The organism is Variovorax saccharolyticus, assembly GCF_030316765.1.
GTDB classification, from domain to species: Bacteria; Pseudomonadota; Gammaproteobacteria; order Burkholderiales; family Burkholderiaceae_C; genus Variovorax; species Variovorax saccharolyticus.
Genome location: NZ_JASZYT010000002.1, coordinates 102,548 through 116,398, shown reverse-complemented (window position 1 = coordinate 116,398; position 13,851 = coordinate 102,548). Strand labels below are relative to the sequence as shown.

Here is a 13,851-nt window from a genome sequence, read left to right as displayed (position 1 = left end):
CGGCTACCTTTCAGACAGCGGGGCCGGCCGGCTGGCCGTCCCTTCGTGCAGTGCTTCCATGGCGCGCTGGCCGCGGCCGCCGAGGAAGTAATCGTGGATGAACGGATGCGGATAGGCGATCACCTCGCGCGTGGTCCCCGAGACGATCACCTTGTGGTCGGCCAGCACCGCGATCCGGCTGCTGAGGTCGAACAGCGTGTCGAGGTCGTGCGTGATCATCACCACCGTCAGGCCGAGCTCGCGGTGCAGGCCGCGCAGCAGGTCGCAGAAGCCGTCGGCGCTGTCCGGATCGAGGCCGGCGGTGGGCTCGTCGAGCAGCAGCAGGGGCGGGTCCATGATCAGCGCGCGCGCCAGCGCGACCCGCTTGATCATGCCGCCCGAGAGATCGGCCGGGCTCTTGGTCGCCTGCTGCGGACTCAGCCCGACCATCTGCAGCTTGACCAGCGCGGCATCGCGGATCAGGTCGTCGGGCAGGAGCTTGAGTTCGCGCAGCGGGAAGGCGATGTTGTCGAGCACGCTGAAGGCCGAGAACAGCGCGCCGTGCTGGAACAGCATGCCCACGTTGGCGGCGCCCGCCGCGCTGAGCTGCGTCGGCGGCCGGCCGAGCACCGTGACCTCGCCCCGCGTCGGATGCTCGAGCCCGAGGATCTGGCGCAGCAGCACGGTCTTGCCGGTGCCCGAGCCGCCCACCAGCGACAGCACCTCGCCGCGCACGATCGTGAGATCGAGGTCGCGGTGCACCACCTGGTCGCCGTCGGGCGACTTGAAGACGGTCCAGAGCTTGCGGATCTCGACCACGCGCTCGGCATCCGGTGGGAACTCGTGGTTCATTGGATCCCCCACGCTCGGCACTTCGTGTCCTCGCTGCCCCCCGAGGGGGCGCGAGCTTGCTTGGGGCGGCCCGGCGCGGCGCTCATCAGCGCAGCCCCACGCCCTTGAACAGCACCGCGAACAGCGCATCGACCAGGATCACCACCGTGATCGAGGTCACCACCGACGAGGTGGTGCCGCGGCCGAGGCTCTCGGTGTTGGGCTTGACCTTCATGCCGAAGTAGCAGCCGATCAGCGCGATCAGCACGCCGAACACCGCCGACTTGGACAACGCGAGGTACAGGTTCGACATCGGCACCGCGCGCGGCAGCGCCGAGATGAAATAGGCCGGCGAGATGTCGAGCGCCAGGTCGGCCGCGATCATGCCGCCGAACAGCGCCGCCATCGAGGTCCACATGCTGATCAGCGGCATCGTGATCGCCAGCGCCAGCACGCGTGGCATCACCAGCCGGAAGCCGTGCGGGATGCCCATCACGCGCATCGCGTCGAGTTCCTCGGTGACCCGCATGACGCCGATCTGCGCCGTGATCGCCGAGCCCGAGCGGCCGGCGATCAGCACCGCCGCCAGCACCGGCCCGAGCTCGCGGATCAGCGACAGGCCCAGGATGTTGACGATGAAGGTCTCGGCGCCGTACTGGCGCAGCTGCTGCGAGGTCAGGTAGGCCAGCACGACGCCGATCAGCAGCCCGACCAGCGCGGTGATCGGCAGCGCGGTGGTGCCGAACTGGTAGATCTGGCCGGAGAAGTCGCGCCAGGGGCCGCGGTGCGGTGCGCGCAGCAGCTTGCCGAGGTCGAGCGTGAGCTGGCCGATGAGCGCCAGGAAATCGCGCGCCACGATCATCATCCGCGGCCCGTTGTGGGCGAAGGCCTTGAAGCGCTGCGCCAGCGTGACCGGGGGTTCGACCGGTGCACTGCAGGTGTACAGCGCGACCTGGTCGAGCACCGCCTTGTGCTGCGAGTCCATTTCGAGCCGCGCCGGCCAGGCCTGTCCCCAGTGGTTCCAGAGCAGCTGGGCGCCGATGTGATCGAGCTGGTCGATCGGCCGCAGGTCCCAGGGCCGGTCGTTCCGCGCCGGGACGCCCTTCAGGCTGTCGGCCAGTGCGGCCCAGGCCGGCGCCGACGACATCGCCAGCACGGTCCAGCGGCCGCTGGCGACCGCCCATCGCCCGCCCTCCTGCTCGCGTTCGTCGACGCGCGGTTGCGCGCCCCGCGCTTCTGGCGCTTCGGCGGGCATCGGCAGATCGGTCGGCATGAGGGCGGCGCAGGGGTCGTGAAGCAAAACGAGCGCAACATCGTAACCGGGTGCGTCTGCGCCGGCCCTCCGGATTACCGCCCCCGGACGTAGGCGATCCGCGCATCCCCCGGGGTTTGCCACAATCCGGTGGCCGATCACCCACAACGACAAGAGACAAGCAAGACCCGAATGAGCGACACCACCTTCGACTACATCGTGATCGGCGGCGGCACTGCCGGCGCGCTGATGTGCAACCGCCTGACCCGCAGCAAGCAGCAGCGCACGCTGCTGATCGAGGCCGGCCGCAAGGACGACTACCACTGGATCCACATCCCGGTGGGCTACCTGTACTGCATCGGCAATCCGCGCACCGACTGGCTCTACAGCACCGAGCCCGACGCGGGGCTCAACGGCCGCACGCTGCGCTACCCGCGCGGCAAGACGCTGGGCGGCTGCTCGAGCATCAACGGCATGATCTACATGCGCGGCCAGTCGCGCGACTACGAGAACTGGGCCGCGCTCACCGGCGACGACACCTGGCGCTGGAGCAACGTGCTGCCGGCCTTCAAGAAGCACGAGGACTACTACCTCGGCGCCGACGAGATGCACGGCGCCGGCGGCGAATGGCGGGTCGAGAAGCAGCGCCTGCGCTGGGACATCCTCGATGCCTTCGCGCAGGCCGCGCAGGAGGCCGGCATCCCGCACAGCACCGACTTCAACCGCGGCAGCAACGAGGGCGTGGGCTACTTCCAGGTCAACCAGAAGGACGGCTGGCGCTGGAACACCGCCAAGGCCTTCCTGCGCCCGACCTGCTATGGCCGGCCCAACTTCGAGATGTGGGTCAACGCCCACGTGACGAAGCTGATCGTCGAGACCCAGCCCGACGGCTCGCGGCGCTGCACCGGCGTGCAGGTCTGGGACGGCCACGAGATGGTCACGGCGCACGCCACGCGCGAGGTGCTGCTGTGCGCCGGCAGCATCGGCTCGCCGCAGCTGCTGCAGCTCTCGGGCATCGGCCCGGCCGACCTGCTCGCGCAGCATGGCATCGAGGTGGTGGCCGACCTGCCGGGCGTCGGCGCCAACCTGCAGGACCACTTGCAGATCCGCGCGGTCTACAAGATCAAGGACGCGCCGACCCTCAACGTGCTGGCCTCCTCGCTCTACGGCAAGGCGAAGATCGGCATGGAGTACCTGTTCAAGCGCAGCGGGCCGATGAGCATGGCGCCCTCGCAGCTCGGCGCCTTCACGCGCAGCTCGCCGGAACTCGAATGGCCGAACCTCGAGTACCACGTGCAGCCGCTGTCGCTCGACGCCTTCGGCGAGCCGCTGCACAGCTTCCCGGCCTTCACCGCCAGCGTCTGCAACCTGAACCCGACCAGCCGCGGCACGGTGCGCATCAAGAGCGGCAAGTTCGGCGACGCGCCGGCGATCGCGCCCAACTACCTGAGCACCGACGAGGACCGCAAGGTGGCGGCCGATTCGCTGCGCGTCACGCGCCGCATCGCGGCCCAGCCCGCGCTGGCGAAGTACGCGCCCGAGGAATGGAAGCCCGGCGTGCAATACCAGAGCGACGAGGAACTGGCGCGGCTGGCGGGCGACATCGCGACCACCATCTTCCATCCGGTGGGCACCACCCGGATGGGCGCCGACGGCGATCCGATGGCGGTGCTGGATTCGCGCCTGCGGGTGCGCGGCATCCAGGGCCTGCGGGTGGTCGATGCCGGCGCCATGCCGACGATCACCAGCGGCAACACCAACAGCCCGACCTTGATGCTGGCCGAGAAGGCGTCCGAATGGGTGCGCGAAGCAGCACTGTGACTCTGTGATGTATCAATTCGTGTTGGTTGGCGGGTAATCCCCGATGCACTGGCACGGTGCGCCGAATTAAAGTCTCGGCACTCGCAAACGGGCCTGCCCGCAGCGCGGGGGACCGAGGAGACATCTTTCCAAGAACCAGAACAAGCTAGACAAGGCATCCGATCGAGATGCCGTTTTTTTGACAAGGCGCCGCAAGTCGGCGCCTTTTCTTTTGGGCGATCCACCAGCGGGGGCGCCGGGGTAGCGCTATCAAATGGATAGCAAGCCGGAATGAGACAATCCAGCCCCCATGGAAGTTCTGGTGCTGACCCTCGCCTCGCTGTTCGCGGGTTTCATCGATTCCATCGTCGGCGGCGGCGGCCTGATCCTGGTGCCGGCGCTGTTCAGCGTGCTGCCGGGCACCGCCCCCGCCACCCTGCTGGGCACCAACAAGAGCGCCTCGGTATGGGGCACCGCCGCGGCCGCGGCCCAGTTCCACCATCGCGTCGGGCTGCGCTGGCATACCCTGCTGCCGGCCGGCGCCCTGGCCTTCGCGGGCTCGCTGGCGGGCGCCTGGGCCGTGACCGTGGTGCCGGGGGATTTCCTGCGCAAGCTGCTGCCGCTGGTGCTGGTCGCCCTGCTGCTCTACACGCTGGCACGCAAGGACCTCGGCCACCACCATGCGCCGCGCTTCAGCGGCCGCGCCGAACTGCTGGCCACCTGCTCGATCGGCGTCCTGCTCGGCCTCTACGACGGCTTCTTCGGGCCCGGCACCGGCAGCTTCTTCGTGTTCCTGTTCGTGCGCTGGCTGGGCTACGACTTCCTCAATGCGGCCGGCTCGGCCAAGCTGCTCAACACCATGACGAACCTCGGCGCGCTGCTGCTGTTCGGGCTCAAGGGCCATGTGCTGTGGCCGCTGGCGCTGACCATGGCGGTCGCCAACGTGGCCGGCAGCGTGATCGGCGCCCGCGTCGCCATCAGGCACGGCGCGGTCTTCGTGCGCAAGGTGTTCATCGTCGTCGTCGGCGCCCTCATCCTGAAGACCGCCTACGACGCGTTCTTTCGCTGAAGGCTAGGGGGCGGCCGCGGCCTGCGCCGCCGTGCCGGCGGGCGGCCACGCGACCTCGCTGGCGACTCGCGGCTTGCCGATCGGCGCTGTCGCCTTGCCGATCTGGATCGCCGCCATGTCGGCCTCGCTCGGATACTGGTTCATGAGCCAGTAGTCGAACACGCGGCGTGCGATCGGGGCCGCGGCGCCGGCGCCCCAGCCGGCGTTCTCGACGATCAGCGCCACCGCGATCTTGGGATCGCTGGCTGGCGCGAAAGCCATGAACAGCGCATGGTCGCGCTGGTGCTCCTCGAGCGCCTTGGCGTTGTACTTGGTGTTCTGCGCCATCCCCACCGCCTGCGCGGTGCCGGTCTTGCCGGCCGCCTGGTAGCCGGCGCCCGCGAACACGCCGCGCGCCGTGCCGCTGGTGACCACCGCGGTCAGGCCCTCGCGGATCACGGCGACGTCGGAAGGCTTGTAGCCGAGGTTCTCGCCCGGCGGCTGCACCACCGGCTTGATTTCGCCCGTGACCGTGTCGCGGATCGCCAGCACCAGGTGCGGCCGGTGCTTGATGCCGCCGTCGGCCACGATCGCGGTCGCCTGCGCCAGCTGCAGCATCGTGAAGGTGTTGTAGCCCTGGCCGATGCCCAGCGAGATGGTCTCGCCGGCATACCACTTCTTCTGCTCGGGCCGGCGGTAGGCGTTGCGCTTCCATTCGGTGCTGGGCAGCACGCCGCGCACCTCGCCGTTGATGTCGATGCCGGTGATCTGGCCGAAGCCCAGCGGCTTCATCGAATCGTGGATCAGGTCGACGCCCATCTCGTTGGCCAGCGAGTAGTAGTAGATGTTGCTCGACAGCTGGATCGAGCGCCGCATGTCGACGCCGCCGATGTTGCCTTCGGGACTGCCGAAGCGGTGGCCGCCGAAGTTGAAGTAGCCCGGATCGTTGACCACCACGCTGGGCCCGCGCTTGCCGGTCTGCAGTGCCGCCAGCGCCATGAAGGGCTTGTAGGTCGAGCCCGGCGGATAGGTGCCGCGCAGCGCGCGGTTGAGCAGCGGCTTGTCGAGCGACTCGCTGAGTTCCTTCCAGCTCTCGCTGTCGATGCCCTCGACGAACAGGTTGGGGTCGAAGGTGGGCTTGCTGACGAAAGCCAGGATCTCGCCGGTCTTGGGATCGAAGGCGACCAGGGCGCCGCGACGCTCGCCGTACATGTCCTCGACCAGCTTCTGCAGCTTGATGTCGAGCGACAGCATGACGGTGTTGCCGGGTGTCGCCGGATGGGCCGCGAGGCGGCGCACCGCTCGGCCGCCGGCGGAGGTCTCCATCTGCTCGACGCCGGTCTGGCCGTGCAGCGTCTTCTCGTAGCTCTGCTCGATCCCGAGCTTGCCGATGTACTCGGTGCCCTTGTAGTTGGCGAGGTCTTCGTCTTCCCAGTCTTCCATGGCCGTCTTCTCGGCCTGGTTGATGCGGCCGATGTAGCCCAGCACGTGGCTGGCGAGCTCGCCATGGGGGTAGTTGCGGAACAGCCGGGCCTTGATCTCGACGCCCGGGAAGCGGTAGCGCTGGGCCGCGAAGCGGGCCACTTCCTCATCGCTCAGGCGGGTGCGGATCGGCACCGAGTCGAAACTGCGGGAGTCTTCGCGCAGCCGCTTGAAGCGGCGGCGGTCGCGCGGCGAGATCTCGAGCACTTCGGTCAGGGCGTCGATGGTCTCCTCGAGGTTGCCGGCCTTGGAAGGCGTGATCTCGAGGGTGTAGGCCGAGTAGTTGGAGGCCAGCGTGATGCCGTTGCGGTCGAGGATGAGGCCGCGGTTGGGCACCACCGGCACGATCGCCGTGCGGTTGCTCTCGGCCTGCTCGGCCAGGTCCTCGTGGCGCACTACCTGCAGGTAGACCAGCCGCGCGCAGAGCAGCCCGAAGGCCGTGAGCACGACCAGGCCGATCACGATCACCCGCCGCCTGAAGCGGGAGAGGTCGGCGGCGACGTTGCGGATCTCTGTCATTGGGGGCGAAGCTTAAGGCCGCACGAAGCCCGCAGGCAATGGGCCTGTCGGGCGGGCGGGCCGCTGTCAGAGTGGTCTGTTGGCGTCAGGTTCCGGGGTTCGGCGCTGCGGCGCCAAAAGAACCAGGCTGACCAGCGGCCACAGGGCCGCCTCCAGCGCCGGGGCCAGCAGCAGCGACCAGCCCGGGAAGACGCCGCCGCCGATCATGCGGATGGCCAGCTCGATCAGGTGCGAGAGCGCGAACAGCGGCAGCACCTGCAGCGCCTGCGAGAACAGCGGGAACCACAGCAGCCGCCGGTGGATCATGGTCGCGAGGAAGCCCAGCGTGGTGTAGGACAGGGCGTGCTGCCCGAGGAGCGCGGCCTGGTGCACGTCCATCAGCAGGCCGAACGCGAAGGCCGCGCCGATGCCGATGCGCGCCGGCTGGTGGACGCTCCAGAACACGATCACCAGCGCCAGCAGGTCGGGCGTCCAGGCGGCGCGGCCCAGCGGCACCATGTTGAACAGCAGCGCCACGATCAGGCTGGCCCACATGAAAAGCGGGCTGACGGGCAGCAGGAGCTGCTGCTGGCCGGGACGCATGATCATCGCGGGGCCGCCTCTTTCTTGTCGGTCTTCTTGCTGGCCTTGGCTTCGGCCTTGGCGTCGGCCTTGGCATCCGCCTTGTCGGCCTTCTTTTTGGCCGCGACCGCCGAGGGCGTGTTGGGCGGCGTCGGCTTGGGCACCGCCTGCGAGCCGCTGGGCGCCAGCACGAGCACGTAGCGCGCCGCGCTCACGTGCGCCAGCGGCTGGCAGTGGATGCGTGCGAACGCGGAGTCGGCGCGGCGCTCGATGCGATCGATCTTCGCCACCGGCAGGCCCGGCGGATAGACGCCGTCGACGCCGCTGGTGGTCAGCACGTCGCCCTCTTGCACATCCGAATTGGCCTGCATGAAGCGCAGTTCGAGCCCGCCGCCATGGGCGCTGGCGTCGCCGAAAGCCACGCTGCGGGCGCCGGTGCGCACGTTCTGCACCGGGATCGCGAGGTCGCGGTCGATCACCAGCGTGATCTCGCTCGAGAAGGGCTGCACCTGCGTCACCTGGCCGAGCACGCCGTGCTCGTCGATCACCGGCGAGCCGGGCGCGATGCCGTTCGCGAGGCCCTGGTCGATCACGAGCTTGCGGGTGTAGGGGTCGGCGGCGTCGTACAGCACCTCGGCCGCCCGGCCCGGCGTCTGAGTGGTCTGGCGCAGTTCGAGCAGCGAGCGCAGCCGGGCGTTCTCCTGGGCCAGCGTGTCGGCCTGGCTGGCGCGCTCGGACTGAAGCGCGAGCGCCTTGCGGGCAGCGGCCTCCTGGTCCTGCGCAAGCTGCAGGTCTTCGAGGTAGCGGCCACCTGCGGCCACCAGCTGCACCGGCTTCAGGGCCAGCCATTGCACCGGGTAGAGCACCGCGCCGATCGCGAGGCGGATCGGCTGCACGATATGGAGGCGCGCATCGGCCACCATCAGGAACAGCGCCAGCGCGCTGAAGAAGATCAGCTTGCTCAGCGCCGACGGCCCCTGGTTGAAGAGGGGCGGAGCGGTGCGGTCCAGGGTGCCGAGCGGCATGACGCGTTATGCCACGAGAGCTGCGCTGTTTGAAGGGTTGAAGGGGATTGCGGCGGATCCGGCTCCGCCAGACCTTCACTCGCTGGTGAAGATGCTCCCGAGGCGGTCCATGCGCTCGAGGGCGATCCCGCAGCCGCGCACCACGCAGGTCAGCGGGTCTTCGGCCACCAGCACCGGCAGGCCGGTTTCCTCGGCCAGCAGGCGGTCGAGGTCGCGCAGCAGCGCGCCGCCGCCGGTCAGCATCATGCCGCGCTCGGCGATGTCGGCGCCCAGTTCGGGCGGCGTCTGCTCGAGCGCGTTCTTGACCGCCGAAACGATGTTGTTGAGCGGATCGGTCAGGGCTTCGAGCACTTCGTTGCTGCTGATCGTGAAGCTGCGCGGCACGCCTTCGCTGAGGTTGCGGCCCTTGACTTCCATCTCCTTGACCTCGGAGCCCGGGAAGGCCGAACCGATGTTCTTCTTGATGACTTCGGCCGTCGGCTCGCCGATCAGCATGCCGTAGTTGCGGCGGATGTAGTTGATGATGGCCTCGTCGAAGCGGTCGCCGCCGACGCGCACGCTGCCCTTGTAGACCATGCCGCCGAGCGAGATCACGCCGACTTCAGTGGTGCCGCCGCCGATGTCGACCACCATCGAGCCGCTGGCTTCGGACACCGGCAGGCCGGCGCCGATCGCGGCGGCCATGGGTTCTTCGATGAGATAGACCGAGGTGGCGCCGGCGGCTTCGGCCGCGTCCTTGATGGCGCGGCGCTCGACCTGGGTCGAGCCGCAGGGCACGCAGATGATGATCCGCGGGCTGGGCGTCAGCAGCGAACGCGGGTGCACCATCTTGATGAACTGCTTGATCATCTGCTCGGTGATCACGAAGTCGGCGATCACGCCGTCCTTCATCGGCCGGATGGCCTCGATGTTGCCGGGCACCTTGCCGAGCATGGCCTTGGCTTCGCGGCCGACAGCCTGGATCACCTTCTTGCCGTGCGGACCGCCTTCGTGGCGGATGGCGACGACCGAGGGTTCGTCGAGCACGATGCCCTTGTTGCGGGCGAAGATCAGGGTGTTGGCGGTGCCGAGGTCGATCGCCAGGTCGGTAGAAAAATACCGACGAAAAGCTCCAAACATTGTGGAATCCTCTGGGGCACGGCATGCGCGTCGGCAGGCCGTCGCCTTATTTTTGGTCGTGTGACGGGTGGTTTGAAACGTTTTTGCGGCAAAAGCCGGCGCGTTCGCGGGGGTTGCGGCAAAGGCGGGATAATAACCGAATCCCCTGACAGCCCCGCGATCCGGAGCAGTTTTACGGGCTGCGAATGCACTCCGTTTGAAGCCAGAATCGCCTTTTTTTCCGATGTCCCTCTCCTCCACAGATATCGCCCGCATCGCCTCGCTGGCGCGGCTCCAGCTGGCTCCCGACGAAAGCGAGCGAATGCTCGGCCAGATCAACGGCTTTTTCGACCTGGTCGAGCGCATGTGCGCGGTCGACACCACCGGGGTCGAGCCGCTGGCCCACCCCGTGGCCGCGATCGAGGACATCACGCTGCGCTTGGCCGCGGACGTGGTGACCGAGCCGAACAACCGGGAGGCCAACCAGCGCAGCGCGCCGGCGGTCGAGAACGGCCTGTTCCTGGTGCCGAAGGTGATCGAATGAGCGGCGAACTGCACCAGATGGGCGTGGCCGGCCTGGCCAAGGCGCTGCGCGAGCGCAAGGTCTCGGCGGTCGAGGCGGCGCAGCACCATCTCTCCCGCATCCGGGACCACCAGGATCTCGGCGCCTTCGTGGCGCTCGACGAGCAGCTGACGCTGACCCAGGCCCGCGCCGCCGACGCCCGGATCGCCGCCGGCTCGGCTTCGCCCCTGGAGGGCGTGCCGATCGCCCACAAGGACATCTTCGTCACCGCCGACCTGCCGACCACCGCCGGCTCGCGCATCCTGGCCGGCTACCGCTCGCCCTTCGACGCCACCGTGGTGCGCAAGCTGGCCGAAGCCGGCGCCGTGACCCTCGGCAAGCTCAGCTGCGACGAATTCGCGATGGGCTCGGCCAACGAGAACGTCGCCGTGCCGGCGATCGGCTTCGACCACGCGGTGCCGGTGCGCAATCCCTGGAACACCGACCGCATTCCGGGCGGCTCCTCGGGCGGCAGCGCCGTCGCTGTGGCCGCGGGCCTGGCGCCGGCCGCCACCGGAACCGACACCGGCGGCTCGATCCGCCAGCCGGCTTCCTTCTGCGGCGTCACCGGCATCAAGCCGACCTACGGCCGCGCCTCGCGCTACGGCATGGTGGCCTTCGCCTCGAGCCTCGACCAGGCCGGCCCGATGGCCCGCTCGGCCGAGGACTGCGCCCTGCTGCTGTCGGCCATGTGCGGACCCGACCCCGAGCGCGACTCGACCTCGCTGGCCCGTCCGGCCGAGGATTTCTCGCGTTCGCTCGGCGACTCGCTCGACGGCCTGCGCATCGGCGTGCCGAAGGAGTTCTTCGGCGAAGGCGTGGCACCCGGCGTGCGCGCCGCGGTCGATGCCGCGCTGGCGCAGTACGAGAAGCTGGGCGCCCGCCGCGTCGAGATCACGCTGCCGCGCACCGAGCTGTCGATTCCCGTGTACTACATCCTTGCGGCGGCCGAGGCCTCGAGCAACCTGAGCCGCTTCGACGGCGTCAAGTTCGGCCATCGCGCCAAGGCCTACCGCGACCTGGCCGACATGTACGCCCAGACCCGCGAGGAAGGCTTCGGCGACGAGGTCAAGCGCCGCATCATGATCGGCACCTACGTGCTCTCGCACGGCTACTACGACGCCTACTACCTGCAGGCGCAGAAGGTGCGCCGCATGATCGCGGACGACTTCCAGCAGGCCTTCGCGCAGTGCGACCTGATCGCCGGCCCGGCCGCGCCGACGGTCGCCTGGAAGCTCGGCGAGCACGGCGGCGACCCGGTGGCCGACTACCTGGCCGACATCTTCACCCTGCCGGCCTCGCTGGCCGGCCTGCCCGGCATGAGCGTGCCCGCGGGCTTCGACGGCGCGATGCCGGTCGGCATCCAGCTGATCGGCAACTACTTCGCCGAGGCGAAGCTGCTCAACGCCGCGCACGCCTTCCAGCAGGCCACCGACTGGCACCTGCGCACGCCGGCGGGCTTTTGAGGGTGGAACACTGACATGAGCGAAATCAATACCTTTGAAGCCGCGCAGAGCGGCCGCCCCACAGGCCCGCTGGTGCGTGGCTACGAAGTCATCATCGGCTTCGAGACCCACGCCCAGTTGTCGACCGCCTCGAAGATCTTCAGCCGCGCCTCGACCGCCTTCGGCGCCGAGCCCAACACCCAGGCCTGCGCGGTCGACCTGGCGCTGCCCGGCACGCTGCCGGTCATGAACAAGGGCGCGGTCGAGCGCGCGATAAAGCTCGGCCTCGCGCTGGGCTCGACGATCGCGCCGCGCAGCGTGTTCGCGCGCAAGAACTACTTCTACCCCGACCTGCCCAAGGGCTACCAGATCAGCCAGTTCGAGATCCCCGTGGTGCAGGGCGGCTCGGTGAGCTTCTTCGTCGGCGACGAGCCCAAGACCGTGCGCCTGGTGCGCGCCCACCTCGAGGAAGACGCCGGCAAGTCGCTGCACGAGGACTTCGTCGGCCAGTCGGGCATCGACCTGAACCGCGCCGGCACGCCGCTGCTCGAGATCGTGACCGAGCCCGACATGCGCTCCACCGCCGAGGCCGTGGCCTATGCGCGCGAGTTGCACAAGATCGTGACCTGGATCGGCATCTGCGACGGCAACATGCAGGAAGGCAGCTTCCGCTGCGACGCCAACGTCTCGGTGCGCAGGCCCGGCGACAAGCTCGGCACCCGGCGCGAGATCAAGAACCTGAACAGCTTCAAGTTCATGCAGCAGGCGATCGACTACGAGATCCGCTGGCAGATCGAGGAGATCGAGGACGGCCGCGCGATCCAGCAGGCCACGGTGCTGTTCGATCCCGACACCGGCGAGACCCGCGCGATGCGCACCAAGGAAGACGCGGCCGACTACCGCTACTTCCCCGACCCCGACCTGCCGCCGCTGGCGATAGGCGCCGACTGGATCGAGCGCGTGCGCGCCGAGATGCCCGAGCTGCCGCGCGCCATGGCCGAGCGCTACGTGCGCGACCACGGCCTGTCCGACTACGACGCCGCCCAGCTGACGCAGAGCCCCGCCCTGGCCGCCTACTTCCAGGGCGCGGTGGCTGCCGGCGCCAATGCCAAGCTGGCGAGCAACTGGATCACCGGCGAGATCGCCCGGCGCCTGAACCAGCAGGACATCGCGATCACCGAAGCGCCGGTGACCGCGCCGCAATTGGCCAGGCTGGTCGAGCGCATCGGCGACGGCACGATCTCGAACAACGCCGCGCGCCAGGTCTTAGATGCCCTCTGGACCGGAGAAGGCCAGGACGTCGATGCGGTCATCGAGGCCAAGGGCCTGAAGCAGATGAGCGACTCCGGCGCGCTGGAAAAGATCATCGACCAGGTGCTCGCGAGCAACGAGAAGAACATCGCCGAATACCGCGCCGGCAAGGACAAGGCCTTCAACGCACTGGTCGGCCAGGTCATGAAGGCCAGCCAGGGCAAGGCCAACCCGGCGCAGGTGAATGCGCTGCTGAAGTCGAAACTGGGCTAACTAGCCAGGCACGGCTGCGCGGCTTACTTCGACTTCTGGGCCGCAGCCGTGTTCGCGGCCCAGAGCGGCGCGAGCTTGGCCTGCTCCTCGTCGAAGCGCGCATTGACGCGCTTCTTCTCGTCTTCCTGCTCGCCGATGAAGCGGTTCTGGACCGCCACGCTGCGGGCGATGTCCTCGATCCGGCGGCGCAGCGCATCGGGCGCCTTGGCCGGGTCTTTCTTGTAGAACTCGAGTTCGTCGTCGACCCGCTTGCGGTCTTCGCCGAGCTCGGCCAGCCGCTTGCGGGCCGCCTGGATCACGACGTCGATCTGCACCAGTGCCTCGGCGCGCTCGCGGTCGTGAGCCACCGGGGTGGGATAGCGAACCAGCAGGGCGCGCTCGCGCCGGCGCTCCTCGACCAGCCGCGCCGCCTGCAGCTGGGCCTGACGCTCGCGCTCCTCGCGCTCGGCCTGCTCGCGCGCCGTGTAGGTGGGTTCGACCTTGCGCCGCGTGGTGCCGCTCGGATTGAGCTCGCGCTGCTCGCGGTCGATGCAGTCGGCGATCGGACGATCGGCGGTGATGGTGCGGCCGCGGGCGTCGGTGCAGCTGTAGATGGCGCTCGACGGCCGGGCGCCGCCGGACGGTTGCTGCTGTGCATGCACCCCACTGGCCGCGGCCAGCGAAAACGCCAGAAAAGCCTTCAGTGCTTGGGTGCTCGCCAACATCAGTCCTTCAGACAGGTTGAA

12 protein-coding genes are annotated in these 13,851 nt (G+C 68.8%); 5 read left to right on the top strand and 7 right to left on the bottom strand.

All coding sequences use genetic code 11. The features are described from left to right. Positions 1-3: 3 nt before the first annotated feature. The gene (locus tag QTI45_RS06495) at positions 4-831 is read right to left on the bottom strand and encodes an ABC transporter ATP-binding protein (RefSeq protein WP_286653826.1); all 828 of its coding nucleotides are present in this window, start codon (positions 829-831) and stop codon (positions 4-6) included. 85 nt (positions 832-916) lie between these two features. Beyond that, positions 917-2,083 carry an MlaE family ABC transporter permease gene (locus QTI45_RS06490; protein ID WP_286653825.1) on the bottom strand — a complete coding sequence of 389 codons (1,167 nt, stop codon included), beginning with the start codon at positions 2,081-2,083 and terminating at the stop codon, positions 917-919. Positions 2,084-2,254: 171 nt separating this feature from the next. On the opposite strand from QTI45_RS06490, the gene QTI45_RS06485 reads away from it, so the two are divergent. Beyond that, positions 2,255-3,883 (top strand): GMC family oxidoreductase, encoded by a 1,629-nt coding sequence (locus QTI45_RS06485; RefSeq protein WP_286653824.1) that lies wholly within the window; start codon positions 2,255-2,257, stop codon positions 3,881-3,883. A 289-nt stretch (positions 3,884-4,172) separates the two neighbouring features. Beyond that, positions 4,173-4,931, top strand: a complete 759-nt coding sequence (locus tag QTI45_RS06480; RefSeq protein WP_286370921.1) for a sulfite exporter TauE/SafE family protein — start codon at positions 4,173-4,175, stop codon at positions 4,929-4,931. 3 nt (positions 4,932-4,934) lie between these two features. On the opposite strand, the gene mrdA is transcribed toward QTI45_RS06480, so the two are convergent. The 4 genes from mrdA to QTI45_RS06460 form a co-directional block, all read right to left on the bottom strand. Beyond that, complete coding sequence (gene mrdA / locus QTI45_RS06475; protein ID WP_286370920.1) at positions 4,935-6,911, bottom strand: penicillin-binding protein 2; 1,977 nt, start codon at positions 6,909-6,911, stop codon at positions 4,935-4,937. A gap of 66 nt (positions 6,912-6,977) precedes the next feature. Then, positions 6,978-7,499, bottom strand: a complete 522-nt coding sequence (mreD, locus tag QTI45_RS06470) for a rod shape-determining protein MreD (protein WP_286370919.1) — start codon at positions 7,497-7,499, stop codon at positions 6,978-6,980. Continuing rightward, positions 7,496-8,497, bottom strand: coding sequence for a rod shape-determining protein MreC (mreC, locus tag QTI45_RS06465; protein WP_286370918.1), 1,002 nt, complete (start codon positions 8,495-8,497; stop codon positions 7,496-7,498). Before mreC ends, mreD begins: the two co-directional genes overlap by 4 nt. Before the next feature lie 75 nt (positions 8,498-8,572). Beyond that, positions 8,573-9,616 (bottom strand): rod shape-determining protein, encoded by a 1,044-nt coding sequence (locus QTI45_RS06460; RefSeq protein WP_077002382.1) that lies wholly within the window; start codon positions 9,614-9,616, stop codon positions 8,573-8,575. Between the two features lie 223 nt (positions 9,617-9,839). Between QTI45_RS06460 and gatC the strand changes: the two genes are divergently transcribed. From gatC to gatB, 3 genes are read left to right on the top strand one after another with little or no spacing between them, the layout of a single operon-like run. Continuing rightward, positions 9,840-10,139, top strand: coding sequence for an Asp-tRNA(Asn)/Glu-tRNA(Gln) amidotransferase subunit GatC (gatC, locus tag QTI45_RS06455; RefSeq protein WP_286653823.1), 300 nt, complete (start codon positions 9,840-9,842; stop codon positions 10,137-10,139). Continuing rightward, positions 10,136-11,623, top strand: coding sequence for an Asp-tRNA(Asn)/Glu-tRNA(Gln) amidotransferase subunit GatA (gene gatA / locus QTI45_RS06450; protein ID WP_286370916.1), 1,488 nt, complete (start codon positions 10,136-10,138; stop codon positions 11,621-11,623). The genes gatC and gatA overlap by 4 nt, the downstream gene beginning before the upstream one ends. Positions 11,624-11,638: 15 nt before the next feature. Next, positions 11,639-13,126, top strand: coding sequence for an Asp-tRNA(Asn)/Glu-tRNA(Gln) amidotransferase subunit GatB (gene gatB, locus QTI45_RS06445; RefSeq protein WP_286370915.1), 1,488 nt, complete (start codon positions 11,639-11,641; stop codon positions 13,124-13,126). A 23-nt stretch (positions 13,127-13,149) separates the two neighbouring features. Here the strand turns inward: gatB and QTI45_RS06440 are convergent, their stop codons facing one another. Continuing rightward, complete coding sequence (locus QTI45_RS06440; protein WP_286370914.1) at positions 13,150-13,830, bottom strand: DUF4124 domain-containing protein; 681 nt, start codon at positions 13,828-13,830, stop codon at positions 13,150-13,152. Positions 13,831-13,851 lie beyond the last annotated feature (21 nt).